Annotated in this window: 13 protein-coding genes and 2 pseudogenes; 4 read left to right on the forward strand and 11 right to left on the reverse strand. The window is 56.8% G+C overall.

What is annotated here, in order from left to right:
• Window positions 1–864: a formyltetrahydrofolate deformylase gene (gene purU / locus CU103_RS19935; protein WP_106665913.1), complete on the reverse strand. Its 864-nt coding sequence runs from the start codon at window positions 862–864 to the stop codon at window positions 1–3.
• Between the two features lie 252 nt (window positions 865–1,116).
• Between purU and CU103_RS19940 the strand changes: the two genes are divergently transcribed.
• Window positions 1,117–2,079: a LysR family transcriptional regulator gene (locus CU103_RS19940; RefSeq protein WP_106665789.1), complete on the forward strand. Its 963-nt coding sequence runs from the start codon at window positions 1,117–1,119 to the stop codon at window positions 2,077–2,079.
• 662 nt (window positions 2,080–2,741) lie between these two features.
• Here the strand turns inward: CU103_RS19940 and CU103_RS32530 are convergent.
• From CU103_RS32530 to CU103_RS19950, 3 genes and pseudogenes are all read right to left on the reverse strand, one after another.
• The gene (locus CU103_RS32530; RefSeq protein WP_280954613.1) at window positions 2,742–3,599 is read right to left on the reverse strand and encodes an FAD-dependent monooxygenase; all 858 of its coding nucleotides are present in this window, start codon (window positions 3,597–3,599) and stop codon (window positions 2,742–2,744) included.
• 125 nt (window positions 3,600–3,724) lie between these two features.
• Window positions 3,725–4,288, reverse strand: a pseudogene (locus tag CU103_RS32535) (FAD-dependent monooxygenase); the annotation flags it as partial.
• Between the two features lie 6 nt (window positions 4,289–4,294).
• The gene (locus CU103_RS19950; protein WP_106665790.1) at window positions 4,295–4,477 is read right to left on the reverse strand and encodes a hypothetical protein; all 183 of its coding nucleotides are present in this window, start codon (window positions 4,475–4,477) and stop codon (window positions 4,295–4,297) included.
• A 165-nt stretch (window positions 4,478–4,642) separates the two neighbouring features.
• Here CU103_RS19950 and CU103_RS19955 point away from each other — a divergent pair.
• A pseudogene (locus tag CU103_RS19955) lies at window positions 4,643–4,761 on the forward strand (IS6 family transposase); the annotation flags it as partial.
• Between the two features lie 207 nt (window positions 4,762–4,968).
• On the opposite strand, the gene CU103_RS19960 reads toward CU103_RS19955, so the two are convergent.
• Genes CU103_RS19960 through CU103_RS19975 form a run of 4 tightly spaced genes read right to left on the reverse strand, consistent with a single transcriptional unit; the run spans window position 4,969 to window position 11,529 of the window.
• Window positions 4,969–6,207, reverse strand: a complete 1,239-nt coding sequence (locus tag CU103_RS19960; RefSeq protein ID WP_106665791.1) for an alpha/beta hydrolase — start codon at window positions 6,205–6,207, stop codon at window positions 4,969–4,971.
• Entirely contained in the window at window positions 6,204–9,308 is a 3,105-nt protein-coding gene (locus CU103_RS19965) for an efflux RND transporter permease subunit (RefSeq protein WP_106665792.1), read from the reverse strand. Before CU103_RS19965 ends, CU103_RS19960 begins: the two co-directional genes overlap by 4 nt.
• A complete protein-coding gene (locus tag CU103_RS19970; RefSeq protein WP_106665793.1) occupies window positions 9,305–10,390 on the reverse strand; it encodes an efflux RND transporter periplasmic adaptor subunit in 1,086 nt (361 codons plus the stop codon). Before CU103_RS19970 ends, CU103_RS19965 begins: the two co-directional genes overlap by 4 nt.
• Complete coding sequence (locus CU103_RS19975; protein WP_106665794.1) at window positions 10,387–11,529, reverse strand: efflux RND transporter periplasmic adaptor subunit; 1,143 nt, start codon at window positions 11,527–11,529, stop codon at window positions 10,387–10,389. The genes CU103_RS19970 and CU103_RS19975 overlap by 4 nt, the downstream gene beginning before the upstream one ends.
• A gap of 101 nt (window positions 11,530–11,630) precedes the next feature.
• Between CU103_RS19975 and CU103_RS19980 the strand changes: the two genes are divergently transcribed.
• Entirely contained in the window at window positions 11,631–12,293 is a 663-nt protein-coding gene (locus CU103_RS19980; protein ID WP_106665795.1) for a TetR/AcrR family transcriptional regulator, read from the forward strand.
• 45 nt (window positions 12,294–12,338) lie between these two features.
• Entirely contained in the window at window positions 12,339–12,881 is a 543-nt protein-coding gene (locus CU103_RS19985) for a TetR/AcrR family transcriptional regulator (protein ID WP_106665796.1), read from the forward strand.
• Between the two features lie 427 nt (window positions 12,882–13,308).
• Here the strand turns inward: CU103_RS19985 and CU103_RS19990 are convergent, their stop codons facing one another.
• The 3 genes from CU103_RS19990 to CU103_RS20000 are packed head-to-tail and all read right to left on the reverse strand — an operon-like array spanning window position 13,309 to window position 16,393.
• The gene (locus CU103_RS19990; protein WP_342588904.1) at window positions 13,309–15,069 is read right to left on the reverse strand and encodes an FAD-dependent oxidoreductase; all 1,761 of its coding nucleotides are present in this window, start codon (window positions 15,067–15,069) and stop codon (window positions 13,309–13,311) included.
• Window positions 15,066–15,524 carry a type II 3-dehydroquinate dehydratase gene (locus tag CU103_RS19995; RefSeq protein WP_106665914.1) on the reverse strand — a complete coding sequence of 153 codons (459 nt, stop codon included), beginning with the start codon at window positions 15,522–15,524 and terminating at the stop codon, window positions 15,066–15,068. Before CU103_RS19995 ends, CU103_RS19990 begins: the two co-directional genes overlap by 4 nt.
• A 5-nt stretch (window positions 15,525–15,529) precedes the next feature.
• A complete protein-coding gene (locus CU103_RS20000) occupies window positions 15,530–16,393 on the reverse strand; it encodes a sugar phosphate isomerase/epimerase family protein (RefSeq protein WP_106665798.1) in 864 nt (287 codons plus the stop codon).
• Window positions 16,394–16,422 lie beyond the last annotated feature (29 nt).

The raw sequence follows: 16,422 nt of genomic DNA on the forward strand, positions 1-16,422 counted from the left end.
TCATCGGGCAAAGACGACAGTGCGCGCCCCGTTTGGGATTACTCGATCTTCCAGAAAGAGCAGAACCGCCCGGGACAGCACGCGACGTTCTATATCGCGGCCCTTGCGCACAAGATCGGCCGGGGAATCGCGATGACTGACCCGCTCAATGTCCTGTTCGATGATCGGCCCTTCGTCCAGATCGGCTGTCACGAAATGGGCGGTGGCACCGATCAGCTTGACGCCACGGTTGTGCGCCTGGTGATAGGGCTTTGCACCTTTAAAGCCAGGCAGGAAACTGTGGTGGATGTTGATGCAGCGCCCTGAAAGACAGGTGCTAAGATCGTCCGACAGAATTTGCATATAACGGGCCAGAACGATCAGGTCCGGATCCGTTTGCCGGATAATTTCCTTGATCTTCGCTTCCTGTGCGGTCTTGGATTGCGCTGTTACGGGCAAGTGGTGGAATGGGATATCGCCAATCAAGCTGACCGAAAGCGCCGTGCGGGGATGGTTCGAAACGATCCCCATGATATCCATGGGCAATTCACCAAGGCGGTGTCTGTAGAGCAGATCGCCAAGGCAATGGTCGAATTTGGAGACTAGCAGCAGGACCTTCTTGCGTTCTATGTTAAGCCGCAATGTCCATTCCATGCCGAATCGATCTGCAATCCGCCCAAGGGCTTCGTGCAATCGTTCCTTGCGGTCTGACACAAGGTTAAACCCGACCCGCATGAAGAAGAGGCCAGTTTCGGCATCGTCGAACTGTTCGGCCTCGACGATGTCGCCTCCCATCCGGAAAATGCAGCCGGACACTTCGGATACTATCCCCGGTACATTGCGGCAGAAGAATTTCAAGACAAAATTTTCAACTGAAGGGGTCAAGGCTAACTTCTTCTCTCCCAAAGAAAGGAACTGGCGACGCGGCGCGGCAGAGCGTTGGCGCACAAGGGCCGGAGCGACGATTAAGACGAGGAGCGGAAACAAGAAGGTGTCAGACAAAGCAGCAAACCGCGTCGCACCTGCCGTTAAATCACCCTCCCAGCGTTTCTGGCGGACGCCGCTCCCTTATTGCAAAACTACGGGCAGAAATCGATATTGACAATACGGATGTTTTTAATAATAGGTATTTGAATTATGGATATCAGGCGTCTCGATCTCAATCTTCTTCTGCTGCTGAACGGACTCCATCGTCAGCAAAACCTCTCGGCAGTGGCACGCACGCTCGGCCTGAGCCAACCTGCCGCAAGCGCTGGGTTACGGAAGTTGCGGGCGTTTTTCGAAGATCCCCTTTTTCTGCCTACGGGCCGGGGAATGAAGCCGACTCCGTTTGCCGAATCGATCGCGGCGTCAGTCGCGTCGGTGCTCACCATCGTCGAACGTGATCTGCTGCATAAGCCCGTGTTCTTACCGCTAGAGAGCGACCGCGTGTTCACGATCACGACTCCTGATATCGGCGTCCCGATCTTCGTTCCGCCGATCCTTGAGAGAATTCGGGCAGAGGCGCCCAAGGTAAACCTGAAATGCGTGGCCTGCCCGCATGCCGAACTTGAGGATCGGATGGAACAGGGTGAAATCGACTTGGCGATCGGATATTTTCCCGATCTGGCGGGTCCGAATATCGTAATCGAGGCTCTGTTCGATCACCCCTTCACATGCATAGTCAGCAAAAGACATCCTACAATCGGCGACACTCTTTCCATTGAACAGTTCCTCGCGGCGGACCATCTGGTCGTTACCCAGCAGGGCCGCAGCCAGGAAATCTTTGAACGCCGAGTTCAAGAACTGAAGCTACAACGTCGGATTTTACTACAGCTTCCCCATTTTATGAACGTGCCGCAAATGATCGCCCAAAGCGACATGATAGCGACTGTTCCGTTATCACTTGGCGCTTGGTATGCACATATCGGCCTGAAACTGCTTCCACCGCCAATAACCATACCGGTCATCGAGGTCAAACAGTTCTGGCATAGGCGGATGACAAACGATCCGGCTGTGCACTGGCTGCGAACTATCGTGTCCAAGGAGTTGCGTGGTCGCGACCCAGTGCAGGCGGCCTCGGATGGATATGCGAATACCAGGACAAATTTTTCGGAGTAGATGTGCCGGGACCGTTGGCTGTTGGATGAGATGTCGCTTGGCAGATAATTGTGAGAATGCTTGCCAACGATTTCACCGGGCCGCGTGGCATTTTGATTGACAATCAGCTCAGCCATTGGAGCTTAATATCGGAGGCAGGTAAGCGAAGTGGTGGCATTGCACTTGCTAGGTGCTAGCCCATGAACTCCAACCCGCAGCAGCGCGCCGTTTCTCGCAGTTGAGACGGCCAGGTACGAATGGGCACTGGCGCCAAAGGCATTTGCTGCACGCTTTTTCGTCGTCGACCATCGCAGCGTCCGGTGGATATTGGATGCATTGACAACCGGCATTCCCACGACCGCGTCGAACGTCTGCAAGCGATTGCTTGCAAAGGCGGCTTCCCATTCATCTCACAATGGCAATTGCTCAATGGGGAAACAAATGCCTATCTCCAGACCACGTACCAACTGGACGCTAAGTATGCCGGCCATAATTCCGTGCCGATTAGTAGCCCCTCGCCCCAAAACGATGCGCGCCGGATTCGCTGTCATAGTGAAGACTTCAATCATTTAGACACTCCCTTGGGCGGGCCCATCACCGTGAACAGACACAAAGCACACGATCGCGCATGCCTTGCTTGGCAGGTGCGCTGGTATGAAAGCAAGGCAGCGAGCATGAGGCGCTCAACTGGCGATTTTCTCCAAACGCGGCATCTGATGCCCGAGCACCGTTTCAATTACACGGCGAGCATCTGCGTCGTTCGAACCTCGCCATGCAACGATCTGGTCCGGGCGGATGAGTGCTAAGGGCGCTTCGTAGAGTTGCTGCACCTCAGGGAGTGTACAATTGACAATGGTTAGCTCCATTCCGAGCTGCGCCGCTGCTAAGATGAAGTGATCGACACTTGGAGGCGTTTTGCCGAGGCGAAGGAGTGTCCATTCAAAGCCGAACAGATCGTAAAGCGACGTTGACGAGTCGATCCAGAAATGTGGAGCGCGCCCACCCGGAGCGGCTGTTGGAGCGTACGCGTTCGGTAGATCTTCCACCTGGACCGTCTGCTCGGAGAAAATCACGGGAGAGCCGTCGTAACGAGCGCCAAACGTAGTACCCGGGATGTTGAACTCCGCCTTTCCGTGAGACGCGAGATATGCGCCAGCTTCCTTCCGAATCGCTTGCCCTTCGGCGGTGTCGTCTTCCAGGCAAGGCTGCGGCTTGTATAAGCCAATCGATTCTGCGAATTGCCTAGCGAAGCCTGTGTTGCGAACGGCAATCGGCCTTCGCTCATGTTCATAGGTCTCCAAAATGGCAGGTGCCGCAACGCCCTTAAGAGCGGCAGCGAGCTTCCATCCCAGATTGACTGCGTCATCCACGGCCGTGTTATAGCCGAGCCCGCCGGCGGGAGTGAAAAGATGAACTGCGTCACCGCCCAAAAGGATCCTCCCGCGCCCGTAACTCTCTGCGACAAGCGCATAGCCAGCCGTCCATGTCCCACGAGAGATAATCTCCGCCTCAACGGACAAGCCGACTGCGTGTTGGAACATTGCCAGAGCCTGGTCGTCGGTGATTTCGTCCTGTTTCTCGTCATCCCTCCGAAGAAGTCCCTCTCGGCTCCAGCATCCCCCTTATAGGATATGCCGAGTTGCCGCCGGGCGAAACTTCGAGCGCCATCACCTCCGATGAAGTACTTTACGCGCACCTTTCGGCGCGTTGCTTGCGCGACTTCGCTTGCGGTCACGACCACCGCGTCCTGCGCCTCAATAAATTCCACAACACGCCAACCGTAATTGATTGACACACCTGGCAACGCCTCAGCATGTCTTCGAAGTACTTGCTCGACATATTTCTGCGATACACGGTGCGGCAGCTCGGCGGCACTCCACGATCCTGACATCGAGCAAACCGCCTCACGGGCTTCGCGGGCGGACGGCAGGCGGAAACGCCCCAGCTCATGCTTGGCGTAGCGGGTGAAATAGGCAATATCTGTTGGGAAAGCCTCAGGAAGACCCAACGCTCTGATTTCGTCAGCGAATCCAAGCCGCCGATAGTGTTCCATCGTCCTCGCCTGGGTCGCATTTACCTGTGGATTGAAAGCCGTTGGGGACTTCTCGTCGAACAGGACGACCGAGATACCCCGTCGCCCAAGCTCATTGGCAAGCATCAGGCCAAATGGCCCACCCCCGGCAATCCCAACATCGAATACAGCACCTTCCACGGCATATCCTCCCGACATTAGCTCTCAGTGGGGTGTGATTGGTACGGAAACCAGACGATATACATCCGACGGTATTCGGCGAAGCTGATCGAACTCCTTTGCGCGCTCCGCGAGCTCGGGGCCAAGCGCCTTTATATTTGCCAAGATTTGCTCTGTGCCCGGATCATCCATCACTGTATCGCCGTTCAGGCTTGTATGCGCGTTCATGTTCAAATCCTCCCTCACTGTCATGAAGTGCGTGGCGCTGAAGCTAAAGGATCCAGTGCACGATTGGCTGACTGATTTGGCGGATTCCTATGACTGCGGTGTATCTGAGAGCTGAATCTACTAACTTGAGCCAAATTTTGAGGCCGTAGAACCAGCTGGGCTTTCATGGCCGATAAGCTGAAGCGCCAGTCGAAGGTTGATTTCAGGGGCCGTCATTTCAAAGATTTTGAGGCATGCTTAATCGTCCAGGCGGTGCATGGTACTTGCGATGTCCGCTCAGCTATTATGGGCAAACGAACGCGGGTTTCGAGGTAATGCTTGGATGAGGAGAGGTTTCGGCTTTTCCGTGGCTGGTCTCTCAAGAAAGCTGTGACGCTCAATCGAGTGCCGAACAATTATAGGTCCAGAGTTGCGAAGCGAGGTCGGGAAGGTCCACTTACCCCCTCTGAAGCTGACTACAGAATGCGGCCTCTCGCGACTTATATGCGCCCCTAGTATGCAATTTGCCCGTTGACCGTTTGGGAAAACGAAGTGCCAACCTGCTGGAACTGCCGGGAGAGCCGGCTGCGGGCGGCTGGACTGACGATGGCGACAGGCGCTGTCACCGCCGCACCCGCAGTCGAACCCACAGCCCGCACCGTCCCAAGCGCTGTTACCCCGAGCCGGTCGGCAAGCGAGACGTCGCCTGTATCGAGCGATTGCCCGGACAATCTCTGGCCGAGAAGCTGCACCATTTCCGGATTGTCGGCAAAGGTGTTGTGGGCGAGCGGATCGCCTGCCTTGATGCCTGTCGTGTCGATAATTGTGATCCCAAGCTGCTTCAGTTCGGATGTGTAGGGGCGTAAATCCGCGGCACCGACGCGGTCCACATCTCCCGAAACCCATTTTGATACGGCGAGTGCCCGATCGCCCCGGGAGGCAAAGATTGTGAATCGCGGCCGCTTGGGTCCCATTTCGATGAGCTGCCGCCGGAACACATCGACATCGATATCCGGTGAAGCAAGTACAACGTTCTTGATTTTTGGTGATATGCCATTGCCCCGCATGGCAACACCCCGCAGTGCCTCCACGGCGAGCCAGCTGCCCATTGAATGGGCAAGTATCGTCACATCAGCGACGTCGGGACTACGTATCGCCTGACGAAGCAGCTCTTCCAGTGCGAAACGGGAAAAGTTTGTGCTCTCCTTGTCGTAGACATAGTCGAACATGCTGGCCCGCGACGGCCAGGTGAACAGAACCGGCGCGGCATTCGTCCGGGCGTCGTGCGCGATCTGCGCAAAACGATAGACCGCATCGGAATAGGTGTTGTTGAAGCCGTGCACATATATGAGCACGCGCTTCTTTGGACCCCGGTTGCGTTTCAGCCAGGTTAGAACCCGACTTTCGGAGGCAAGCTCTTCAGTTTTGAGCGTGACAAAATCCTTGGCGGGATCACCCGGCAATCGAGATGGCCACTGAATCTCGCCAATTTTGCGGTTCCTGTCCGGCGGTACAGAGACCACAATGTTGGTCATTGAGATCGCCGTTGCTCGTTCGCCGGAAAAGAGCGTGCCCGGATCGCTCACCGGTTCACGAGTGGTCGCGACCAGCATGTCCACCTTGTTTGCGCCTGGCGCGGTCTCCGCGACCGGCGCAAGCACGTTTCCGGGATGCGTCGCACAGGCCGAGAGCATGAGAGACAACGCGATTGCTAAGCATTTGGAACCTGTCGCCAGTTTGCTCGCCTTCATGGGCTCTCGCTCGCGATCGCGCTGTCAACTGCCATCTCCGAATGGCCGGCATTCGTATCCATTCCAGGCGCCTTGATCCGGAACCAGGCGATGTAAAGCGCGGGCAGGAAGAGAAGCGTCAAAACCGTTCCAACAATAATGCCGCCCATCATCGCATATGCCATTGGCCCCCAGAAGATCTCACGGGCGATCGGAATGAGCGCAAGGCTGGCCGCGGCGGCCGTCAGCATGATGGGACGCATGCGGTGTTCAGTTGCCTCGACGACGGCGTTCCAGGGGTCCTTGCCCTCCTGTCGCAAATCTTCGATCTGAACAACGAGAATGACCGAATTTCGGATCAGGATGCCGATCAGCGCAAGGATGCCAAGCAGGGCGACGAACCCGAGCGGTGCACCGCTTGGTAGCAATGCAGCCACCACACCGATAACTGCAAGTGGGGCAACCGCGAATACGAGGAAGAGCCGCTGGAAACTTTGCAACTGGATCATCAGAAGGGTGATCATGGCAAACAACATCAGGGGGGCGACTGCGGCAATCGGTGCCTGAGCCTTGCTGCTCTCTTCGACAGCACCGCCGACAGCGACACCATAGCCAGCCGGAAGCTTGTCGGCGAATTCCTTCACCCTGGGGGCTAATTGCGAAACAACCGTTGCGGGCTGGAGCGCTCCAAGGACATTTGCCTTCAGGGTTATGGTTGGCTGCCGGTCTCGACGCCAGACGACGGGCTGTTCCAGCTCATAATGGAAGTTGGCGACAGCCGCAGCCGGCACAGATTGCCCATTGCTTGCCTGCAATTCGATATTACGGAGTTGATCAATCGATCCGCGTTCATCGGCACGGGCCCGCGCTACGACGTCCACCAGATAGATGGAATCCCTGACCTGGGTGACCGTGGTGCCTCCAACGACCGCATTCAATGCTGACGCAATGGTTTCAGACGAAATGCCAAGCTGTCTTGCCTTGTCTTGCATCACATCAACTTTGATGACCCGTGCAGGTTCGTTCCAGTCGAATGCAATCGCTCCGACCGAGGGATTTTCGGCAACGAGGTTCGCCATCTGTTGAGAAAAATCGCGCACTTGTTGAAAATCGGGACCACTGACACGATACTGGACGGGCCGTCCGACCGGCGGACCGATGTCGAGAAGATGCACAAACGCATCGGTCCCGGGAAACTGATCCTTCAGCCATTGCTGGAATTGTTCCCGCAACTGGTCACGCGCCTCCAAACTCTTCGTCACGATGATCGTTTGACCAAAGAACGGATTGGCGGGTTGAACGTCAAAGGACAGTAGGAAACGGATAGCGCCCTGCCCGACATAAGAGCTCCAGTGCTCGATGTCAGGATTTCCCGCTAACTGTTCCGCCTCGAACTTGTCCATCTGCGCCTTGGTTTCAACGATCGAGGCGTTCTGCGGCAGGTTCCAGTCAACGATCAGTTCGTGACGATCGGAGTTGGGAAAAAACTGCTGCTGGACATGGCCCATGCCATAGAGTGAAAGGGCAAAAATGGCGACTGTCACGGCAATTGTCGCCCAACGAAAGCGCATGCAAAGCAAGAGAATGCGTTGAAACAACCGGGCAAACCAACTCGGATTGGCGTGCTTATTCTTCATGGTCTTCGGCAGCAGCGTCACGCCGATCAATGGCGTAAAGACCACCGCCACGATCCAGGATACGACAAGGGAAACGGCGATAACCACGAACAGTGTGTAGGTAAATTCACCGGCGGAACTGCTGTTGAGGCCGACAGGAATAAAGCCCGAGACCGTCACCAGCGTTCCCGTCAGCATGGGAAAGGCGGTGGACGTATAGACGTAGGTGGCCGCTTTTCGCAAAGAGTCTCCCGCCTCTAGGCGAGCGACCATCATTTCGACGGCAATCATGGCGTCATCGACAAGCAAACCAAGGGCGATGATCAGCGCTCCGAGCGATATCCGCTGGAGAGAGATGCCCATATATTCCATCACCATGAAAGTAATGGCGAGAACAAGCGGGATAGCCAGCGCGACGACAAGGCCCGCGCGCATGCCGAGACTGACGAAACTGACGGCCAGTACGATAGCCACGGCTTCAAAGAGGGCCCGTGTGAAACCGGACACCGCCTCTTCCACGATCTGCGGCTGATCAGAGACCAGATGGACCCCGACGCCGACTGGAAGGTCAGCGGTAATCTGCTCCATCTGTGCTTTGAGATGTTCGCCGAATTCAAGCAGATTGCCGTTCTGCTTCATGCCAATTGCAAGGCCGATAGCCTCCTTACCATTGACGCGAAATAGGCTTGTCGGCGGATCAACGTAGCCGCGGGTTACCTTGGCGACATCGCTCAACCGAAAGAAACGATCGTTGACCCGCAGATTGATCGCCTCAAGGCTTTTTTCCGAGGTAAACTGGCCGTTGACACGTATCATTACCCGCTCTGGGCCGGTCTCGACGACGCCAGACGGGGTGATTGCATTTTGTGCCTGCAGCGTGCTGATGATGGCCTGCTGGTCGAGGCCGAGAGCGGCGATCTGCTTGGTCGAAAACTCGAGATAAATGACCTCGTCCTGTGCCCCAACGAGTTCAACCTTCCCGACATCCGGTACAGTCAGGATTTTCCGGCGCACGTCTTCGACATAATCGCGCAGTTGCCGCCGGCTCAAACCATCGGCAGTGAACCCATAGACATTTCCGAAAACATCACCGAACTCATCATTGAAGAAGGGGCCGACAACGCCCTGCGGGAAATCCGACGAAATATCCCTGATCATGTTGCGGACGCGAACCCAGGTCTGCGTTACGGCTTCCCCGCGCACTGTATCCTTCAGGTTGACGAAAATCGTTGTCGTGCCGGACGAACTGACGCTTTTGGTATAGTCAAGCGAATCCAGTTCCTCAAGCTTCTTCTCGATACGTTCGGTAACCTGGGTGGTCGTGTCTTCGATCGACGCACCCGGCCACTGCGCCGAGATCACCATGGTTTTGATGGTGAAGTTGGGGTCTTCCTCACGCCCGAGATTGATGTACGAAAAAATCCCGGCAATCGTGAAGATAATCATGAAATACCAGACGAGAGAGCGGTGTTCGAGCGCCCACTCGGAAAGATTGAACTTCTTCATAGTGATTTCCCGTCGGTTATCTTGATTTTCTGACCTTCGTTCAGGCTGTTTGCGCCGGCGGTCGCGATCCGGTCGCTGTCGACAAGTCCATCGACCACCAGCGCCTCCGCGTCGGTACGGCCGCCCAGCTTGACCTCTCTGGTCGAGACCGTCCCAAGCGTGCGATCGATGAGCCAGACAAAGGTTTTGCCGTCCTTGTCCAGAATTGCAGTGGCCGGAACATGCATCCTCTGATCTGCCGCGGTTGCAAGATAGGCGGTGATCGTTGTGCCCAACCTGAACCCTTCCGGCGGTTGTTCGAGGGTGATGCGGGTGCGGCGCGTACGCGTTGCCTCGTCGGCTTGCGGTGCGATCTGCCGCACACTGCCCGTCGCACGGATTGTCGGATCGATTTGCAAAGTGACCTGGAACTTGCTGCCTACCTTGATAGTCCCGGCAATGGCTTCGGGGATATCAACGACCGCTTCACGAATATCCGGCCGCGCGACAACGGCGACCAACTGGCCCGCGGTGACTGTCTGTCCAACTTCCGCCTGGAGGGACGTGACGACGCCATCAAAATCGGAGCGCAAGTTGGCGTAGCCAAGATCTTCCTTCGCCTTCGTCAGGTTTGCTTCGGCCTGGACAACCGCCGCGAGGGCAGCTTCGTGGGCCTGCTGTGCCTGATCGAAAGTCGCCTCGGTTGCCGAACTCTGGCTGAGAAGCGCCCGTTGGCGCTCTTCCGTCGTGGCCGCATTGGCAAGTTGTGCCCGCGCTGACGACAGGCTCGCCTCTGACGCCTGCACCGCCAGCTCAAGTGCAAGCGGATCGATCGCCGCCAATTCTTGGCCATTGGTAACCTGATCGCCAACCGAGACATCGCGGCGGACGATACGACCCAGCGTCCGAAAGCCGAGCTGGGTTTCGTAACGCGGTTCAACCTTGCCAGCAAACCCCCGAATCTGCAGCGGCTGAATCTTCACGACCGTGGACAGTACCGGTCGCACGATCTCCGGCTCCACAGCATCCTGTTCTTGCTGGCATGAGGCAAGGACACAAGCCACAAGACCAATACTCCCACCATAGACGAGAAAACGCTTCATGATTGAACCTCGCTCTTGACCGCAACAACCTGTGATGGCCGCAGGCGAGTTCCGCCGGAGGTCACAACTTGCTCACCGGCCTTTAGGCCACCCCTGAACACGACGTGCATCGACTCGTATGCCGCCACATTGACCTCACGCAGGCTGACGGCGTGGGTTTGCGGATCGATTACCCAGACCGCAGGCCTGCCGTTGTCGGAAGTCAATACCGAGGAAGGAAGGATCGCCGCGTTGACCGCAGGGAGCTTGGCCGTCCCCACGACAACGGAACCCAGCGTCATTTCCGGACGCGGATTTTGGACAGTTACTTTGACCCGCACGGTTCCGGATGCGCCGTCTACGGTAGGCGAAACCTCCCTGATTGTCCCCTCACTGGTAATCGATGGGGCGTCAAGCAAAGCAATCTGGACCTGGGGGGCACCCAGGTTGTTCGTTACCAAACCCTCATAAACATTGAAAACTGCGTCCCGCGGCCCGTCCACGGCAACGGTAAAGGCGGTCGAAGCGACCTGCACTACCTGGCCAACCTCGATATTGCGGGCGGTGACAATGCCTGGGGCGTCGGCTTTGAGCTCGGCATAGGAAACCGTATCGCGGGCGGTATCAAGCTGAGCTCTTGCCGCATCGAGCGACCCTTGCGCGGTTCGCTGCGCCTCCTCAGCGCCGTCGTACGCGCTACGCGTTGTAAAGCCCTGCGCAAGCAACGCTTTTTGCCGGTTGAACGCGGCCGTCGTTTGGCGAAGCTGCGCTTCGGCAGAGCGTACAGACGCTTCGGCCGCGGCAAGGTCGGCCTGCTGCTGCTTGGGATCGATCCGCGCCAGAACATCACCGGCCGCGACATGGTCACCCACATCCACCAGCCGCTCGACCACCTTGCCGCTCACTCGAAATGACAGGTCACTGTCGACCCTGGCACGGATCTCCCCTGACACGGATACGGTCTGCAGATAGTCCGAGAAGACAACTTTGACCGCCTCCACCGGCGTCGGTGGTCGAGGAGCGGCGGCCTTATCGGGCTGGCAACCGGAGACCAGCAGAAGCGCAAGAAGGCTGAGCCGCGTCAGGAGTCCGCGGTATCCTTCATTGCATCCACGAAACCGCTCGACGGTTGCATGGAAGATATTTGGATCAGATCGCATGATTTAACATCCCGTGAAAACTTTCGGTCGATATAATATTGACTGTGCATTCAGTCAATGTTTAAATTACGAAGAATTGAACTGAAGACAAGGACAAGAAAATGGCCGGAATCCAGGATGCGCGGAGGTCCGCGTTGGAAAACGAACTCGGGCCGCGAGCCCGCCGCAAGGCGCAGCGCCCGCAGGAAATTCTTCAAGCTGCCTTCGAAGAATTTGTCGAACGCGGCTATACAGCGACGCGCATTGAAGATGTTGCCACCCGTGCGGGCGTCACCAAAGGGACGATCTATCTCTACTTTCAGAACAAGGAGGAGCTGTTCCAGGAGGTCGTTGGCAAGCTCTCGCAGCCGATCTTCGATGAGAAACAGTTCATGGAGCAGCATCAACACCGGTCGTGCGATGAGCTCGTTCGACTGTTTCTCGACACCCTTTACCAGCACATGACCGTCAATCCGCATTCGCGCGAAATTCTTCGCTTCCTCATCGCCGATGGCCGAAGTTTTCCAACACTCGTATCGACTTATTTTGATCAGTTCGTCCAACCGCTGATGACGATGTTCGATCGGATTCTACAGAAGGGCGTGCGTGAGGGCGTATTTGAAATCTGGGCCGAGGGCCATATCAGCCAAATATTGGTCAGTCCGGCATTAACCTACACGATCGACACACTCCTGAGCCCTGATACAAAACTCCCCGAACTTAAGATCTATGTGAACACACACTACGAGATGGTGATGCGCACCATTGGCAAAGCACCGGCTTGATGTGTCGGACACAACGCAGCTTCGCGGCTATTCGGAGGCACTTCCTTGCTGACCAATTCGACCAGACGCAGTGCAGCGACAGTGGATCAGATTCTTGATGCTGCCGAAGACGTTCTGCTGGCGCACGGAATCGCCGGTTTGACCTTGAATGCTGTCGCAAAGCAGGCGGGGATCACCAAGGGCGGCTTGCTTTACCATTTTCGCACTAAAAACGATCTGGAGCGAGGTATTGAAAGACGTTTCATTGCCCGTATCGAGCATAGACTCTCGAAATTGCGACCCGCCACCGATTGCTTCTCTTCCGCTATGATCGCCGAAATCTGGGACGATTGGCAAAAGGGAAACAATCGCTTTGCTTCTTTGATTCTAAGCGCTGCCAATGGTCACGCCTCAAAGGAATTCCAGGCATTCGGAGCTTCGTTGCTCGAGCGGTTCGATGCGCGGTCCCCCAGGATCCAGTACGAACACGTCGCCTTCCTCGCCATTATCGGACTCATTCTTGCCGATCTGCTCAAGCTTATCGAATTGCCTGATGATGAGGCAGCAAGAATTCACCTTGCTATCCAGATGCTGGTGAACAATGGCTAGGCGTCTGGCTTCATATGCACATTGTCCGTCGCCTCACGACAAGGACTGGACGCGTTGTCAGCGGTGCAAAAGGCGCAAACACGCGATTGCGTGGCAGTCTACCTGGTAAGGCTCGCCCGTACACCCTTCCCCACCGTATCGTCATTATGATCGAGTCAACAGGCATATGAAGAATTGGTCGCACGATCACCCGAAGGCAAAGGCTATGACGCGCAAGCGCGAAGCGATCCTGGATGCTGCACGGAACGCCTGATCTACCCGACGGCAACCCGTTTTCCGCTTGAGGAATCCTCTGTTCTCTTAGAAAATGAGTCTATGCGCCGGGGCCTCGGCGCTTGAATGGATCCAATCGTAGCGCCACTACTTTCGTGGCCGACCTTGACTGCAGGGCGGGCTTTTAGAACGGACTCCAATCGGTAGAAATCGGTCAATTCGCCGCGCAGAATTGGGACGCAATCTCGCGTCCAGCAATGTACCCGAACGTGAGCGCGGGACCGAGATTGATGCCGCCCGACGGGTAGTAGCCGCCCATGACGCTGGACATGTCCGCCCCGACCGCAAACAGATTAGCGATGGCGGTACCCTCCTTACTCAACACTGCGGCTGTGGCATCGGTTTTCAAGCCCATGAACGTGCCAAAACTCCCGGGCAAAACCTTGATTGCGTAGTACGGGCCTTTTCCGATGGGCGCGACGCAAGGGTTTGGCTTTACGTCCGCATCCCCGCCCTTGCGATTAAAGGCCGTGCTTCCGCGCTCGAACAGGGGATCTTCGCCCCTTGCTGCATGCCGATTGTAAAACTCGATCGTCGCCTCTAGCCCTGAGGATGAAATTCCACAAGCATTCGCGAGCTCTGCTATCGATCTCCCTGTCTTGATATACCCCGAGTTGATGAACGGTTTGACGGGCAAAGGCGATGGCCGGGATGCGCCGAGGCCATAGCGACGTTGAAAGGCGTGATCACAGATGAGCCAGGAGGTTACTTCCGCGCCCGGCGGTGTCGCTTTGATCATTGCGGTGACATAGTCATAGTATCCATGCGCTTCGTTGACGAAGCGACGACCGTCGGCGAGCACAGCGATGATGCCGGGCTTGGCGCGCTCAATGATGTGCGGAAACCGTCCTGTTGTGCCGTCAGGATAAGGGACGAGTGAAACGGGACACCAAGCGGCCGGCGACGCGATCGAAGGGTCGACAAATCCACCAACGGCTTCCGCCAAACGCAGACCGTCACCACATGCCGACTCGGGCGTGACCGACCAGTGTCGCGTCGGCGTAGAAAACTGGTTCGCAACCTCTGACCAACGCTCTTCATCGTGCGGAAAACCGCCTGTTGCCAGGACAGTCCCGTAGCGAGCCAGGATGCGCAATGGACCGTTCCCCGTTTCAACGGCCGCTCCGCATACCGCGTACCCGTCATAGATGAGTTCCTTGGCGCTGCTCGATACCCTGATTTCAACGCCGAGGCGTTCGGCGGACAGCGCAAGGCGGGCAATCAACGCATTGCCGTTCACGAGCTGCGTTGCCCGGCGGTATAGGCCAAGATCGAAGAGATGTCGCCCGACGCGTTTGGCGACGTGAGCGAATGACTTCAACGAGCGGGTCATCGCAAGGAAGGCTTTCAGATCGTTTCCCGCCATGATCGGCATTCCCAGGAAAGAAGTCTCCCGCATCGGCCGCCGCAACTTGTCAAACAGGGGACCGAGAGCAAGGCCATTGATCGGAGCCGCGCACACCTGGTGCCCGCCGGTTGCCGCGCCTTCCGTCCAGCCATGCATATCGGCTATGGCGTTGCCTTCGACGAACTTAAGGTCTGTTTTCGTATGAAAGAACTCCACCATCTCCGGCGCCGCGTGGAGGAAGGCTTTCACCCTTGCCGGATCGAAATAGGGGCCGGTCTCATGACGCAGATAGGTGAACGGGCCATCCGGAGCATCATCGTACCCGGCTTCCCGAGCCAACGGGTTTCCCGGCACCCACATCCATCCGCCTGACCAGGCGGCCGCGCCCCCAAAGACCGGCTCCTTTTCGACGACGATGACCTTCAACCCGTGCCATGCGGCAGTGACGGCCGCCGACAGGCCGCCGGCGCCTGAGCCAACGACAAGCATATCGCAGTGAACAGTTTGGGAGCTGTTGATCTGACCGTCGTGACGTGCAGTGTCATCTGGAATGGAGGTTTCCATCATTCTGCGCCCCGCATTTGATGCCTGGTGAAAGTCTGAATTGCTTCGATGGCAAGCTCGTATCCCAGCGCCCCAAGACCGGCGATGACGCCATTCGCTGCCTTTGACACCAACGAGCGATGGTAGATCTCTGCCCGCTGGTGGATGTTTGAAAGGTGCACCTCGATCTTGGGACCGTCGAACATCTTGAGCGCGTCGAGGAGGGCGATTGACGTAAAGCTCAATCCCGCCGGATTGATGATGATCCCGCAGGCCTGTTCTCGTCCTTCATGGACGTAATCTACCAACGTCCCTTCGTAATTGGACTGCCGGAAGTCGACCGTCATGCCGTGATGCTTTGAACGTTCGACGCAACGGTGCGATATTTCCGCCAGCGTCTCAGTTCCATAGATCTCCGGCTCTCGCTCGCCCAAGAGGTTGAGGTTTGGTCCATTCAATATGAAGATCGGCTTGTGCATGGTGGTCACGACAATTTAGCGAATGCCGAAGCTCGCTTCTCAAAGAACTCTCGTGACCTGTCAGCGGCGGACTGCATTCGATCGCTGAGAGGCCAGGCAAGCTGGTTTGCAATGGGCGTCTCGATGACCAACTGCGTATCGTCAGGTAAAGCATCAAGATAGTCGGAAAGCGGGATCGCCCCGTCCCCGAGAGCCAGTCTGTCGCCGCGAGCTTCTGCCGGAAGGTCGCCAATACCAGGCGAAACCTTGGTTGCATCGGAAAGTTGAGCATAGGCAATCCGGCTCGACGGAATGGATGCAAGATCATCGGCTGTCCCGGCGCCGCGGTAGTGATGAAGAACGTCTACGATCAAGCCGGCATTAGGTCGGCCGGCGCTTTCCACCAGATCAAGAGCATCTCGCCACGTCGCAACATCCCGATAAAGCATGTACTCGACGCCCACGTGCAGGCCGTAGTCGGCGGCTTGGTCGCAGAGACGACCGAACAAGTCTTCTCGTTCGCTCTTGGTTAGAAACACGCCCTCCTTCGACAACTGCGTTCCGATCGCCGAGATATGCGTCGCGCCAAGTTCTGCGCCTGTCTCGAGGGCCCTTCTGAACCTTGCCAAATCCGCTGATGGCGAAAGAACGAAAGCTTCGACGTCAAACACGCGCATGGCATTGCTTTTGAGTGCCGCCTTTAGATCGAGTACTACCTCCGGCCTTCCCAGAATCTCGAACTCGAGCGGTTGAGGCGTAGCGGTCATCAACAACAGTCCGACGGCACCAAAACCGGCGGACGCTGCTGTCTCCACGAAGCGGACAGGGTCCGTTCTGCCGATGGTCAAGTTGGCAACCGAAACCTGTCTCAGATCGATGTGTTGATGCATTTCATTGTCTTTCCGGTCGTTTCGGTTGC

Source organism: Phyllobacterium sophorae (assembly GCF_003010965.1).
In the GTDB taxonomy this organism is placed as follows: domain Bacteria; phylum Pseudomonadota; class Alphaproteobacteria; order Rhizobiales; family Rhizobiaceae; genus Phyllobacterium; species Phyllobacterium sophorae.

What these genes read in the sequence shown, in the direction of transcription:
- CU103_RS19980 (WP_106665795.1), top strand. Translation starts at nt 11,631, where the DNA reads ATGGCCGGAATCCAGGATGCGCGGAGGTCCGCGTTGGAAAACGAACTC.
- CU103_RS19940 (WP_106665789.1), top strand. Translation starts at nt 1,117, where the DNA reads ATGGATATCAGGCGTCTCGATCTCAATCTTCTTCTGCTGCTGAACGGA.
- CU103_RS19965 (WP_106665792.1), bottom strand. Translation starts at nt 9,308, where the DNA reads ATGAAGAAGTTCAATCTTTCCGAGTGGGCGCTCGAACACCGCTCTCTC.
- CU103_RS19960 (WP_106665791.1), bottom strand. Translation starts at nt 6,207, where the DNA reads ATGAAGGCGAGCAAACTGGCGACAGGTTCCAAATGCTTAGCAATCGCG.
- CU103_RS19995 (WP_106665914.1), bottom strand. Translation starts at nt 15,524, where the DNA reads ATGCACAAGCCGATCTTCATATTGAATGGACCAAACCTCAACCTCTTG.
- CU103_RS32530 (WP_280954613.1), bottom strand. Translation starts at nt 3,599, where the DNA reads ATGTTCCAACACGCAGTCGGCTTGTCCGTTGAGGCGGAGATTATCTCT.
- CU103_RS20000 (WP_106665798.1), bottom strand. Translation starts at nt 16,393, where the DNA reads ATGCATCAACACATCGATCTGAGACAGGTTTCGGTTGCCAACTTGACC.
- CU103_RS19990 (WP_342588904.1), bottom strand. Translation starts at nt 15,069, where the DNA reads ATGATGGAAACCTCCATTCCAGATGACACTGCACGTCACGACGGTCAG.
- CU103_RS19975 (WP_106665794.1), bottom strand. Translation starts at nt 11,529, where the DNA reads ATGCGATCTGATCCAAATATCTTCCATGCAACCGTCGAGCGGTTTCGT.
- CU103_RS19970 (WP_106665793.1), bottom strand. Translation starts at nt 10,390, where the DNA reads ATGAAGCGTTTTCTCGTCTATGGTGGGAGTATTGGTCTTGTGGCTTGT.
- CU103_RS19950 (WP_106665790.1), bottom strand. Translation starts at nt 4,477, where the DNA reads ATGAACGCGCATACAAGCCTGAACGGCGATACAGTGATGGATGATCCG.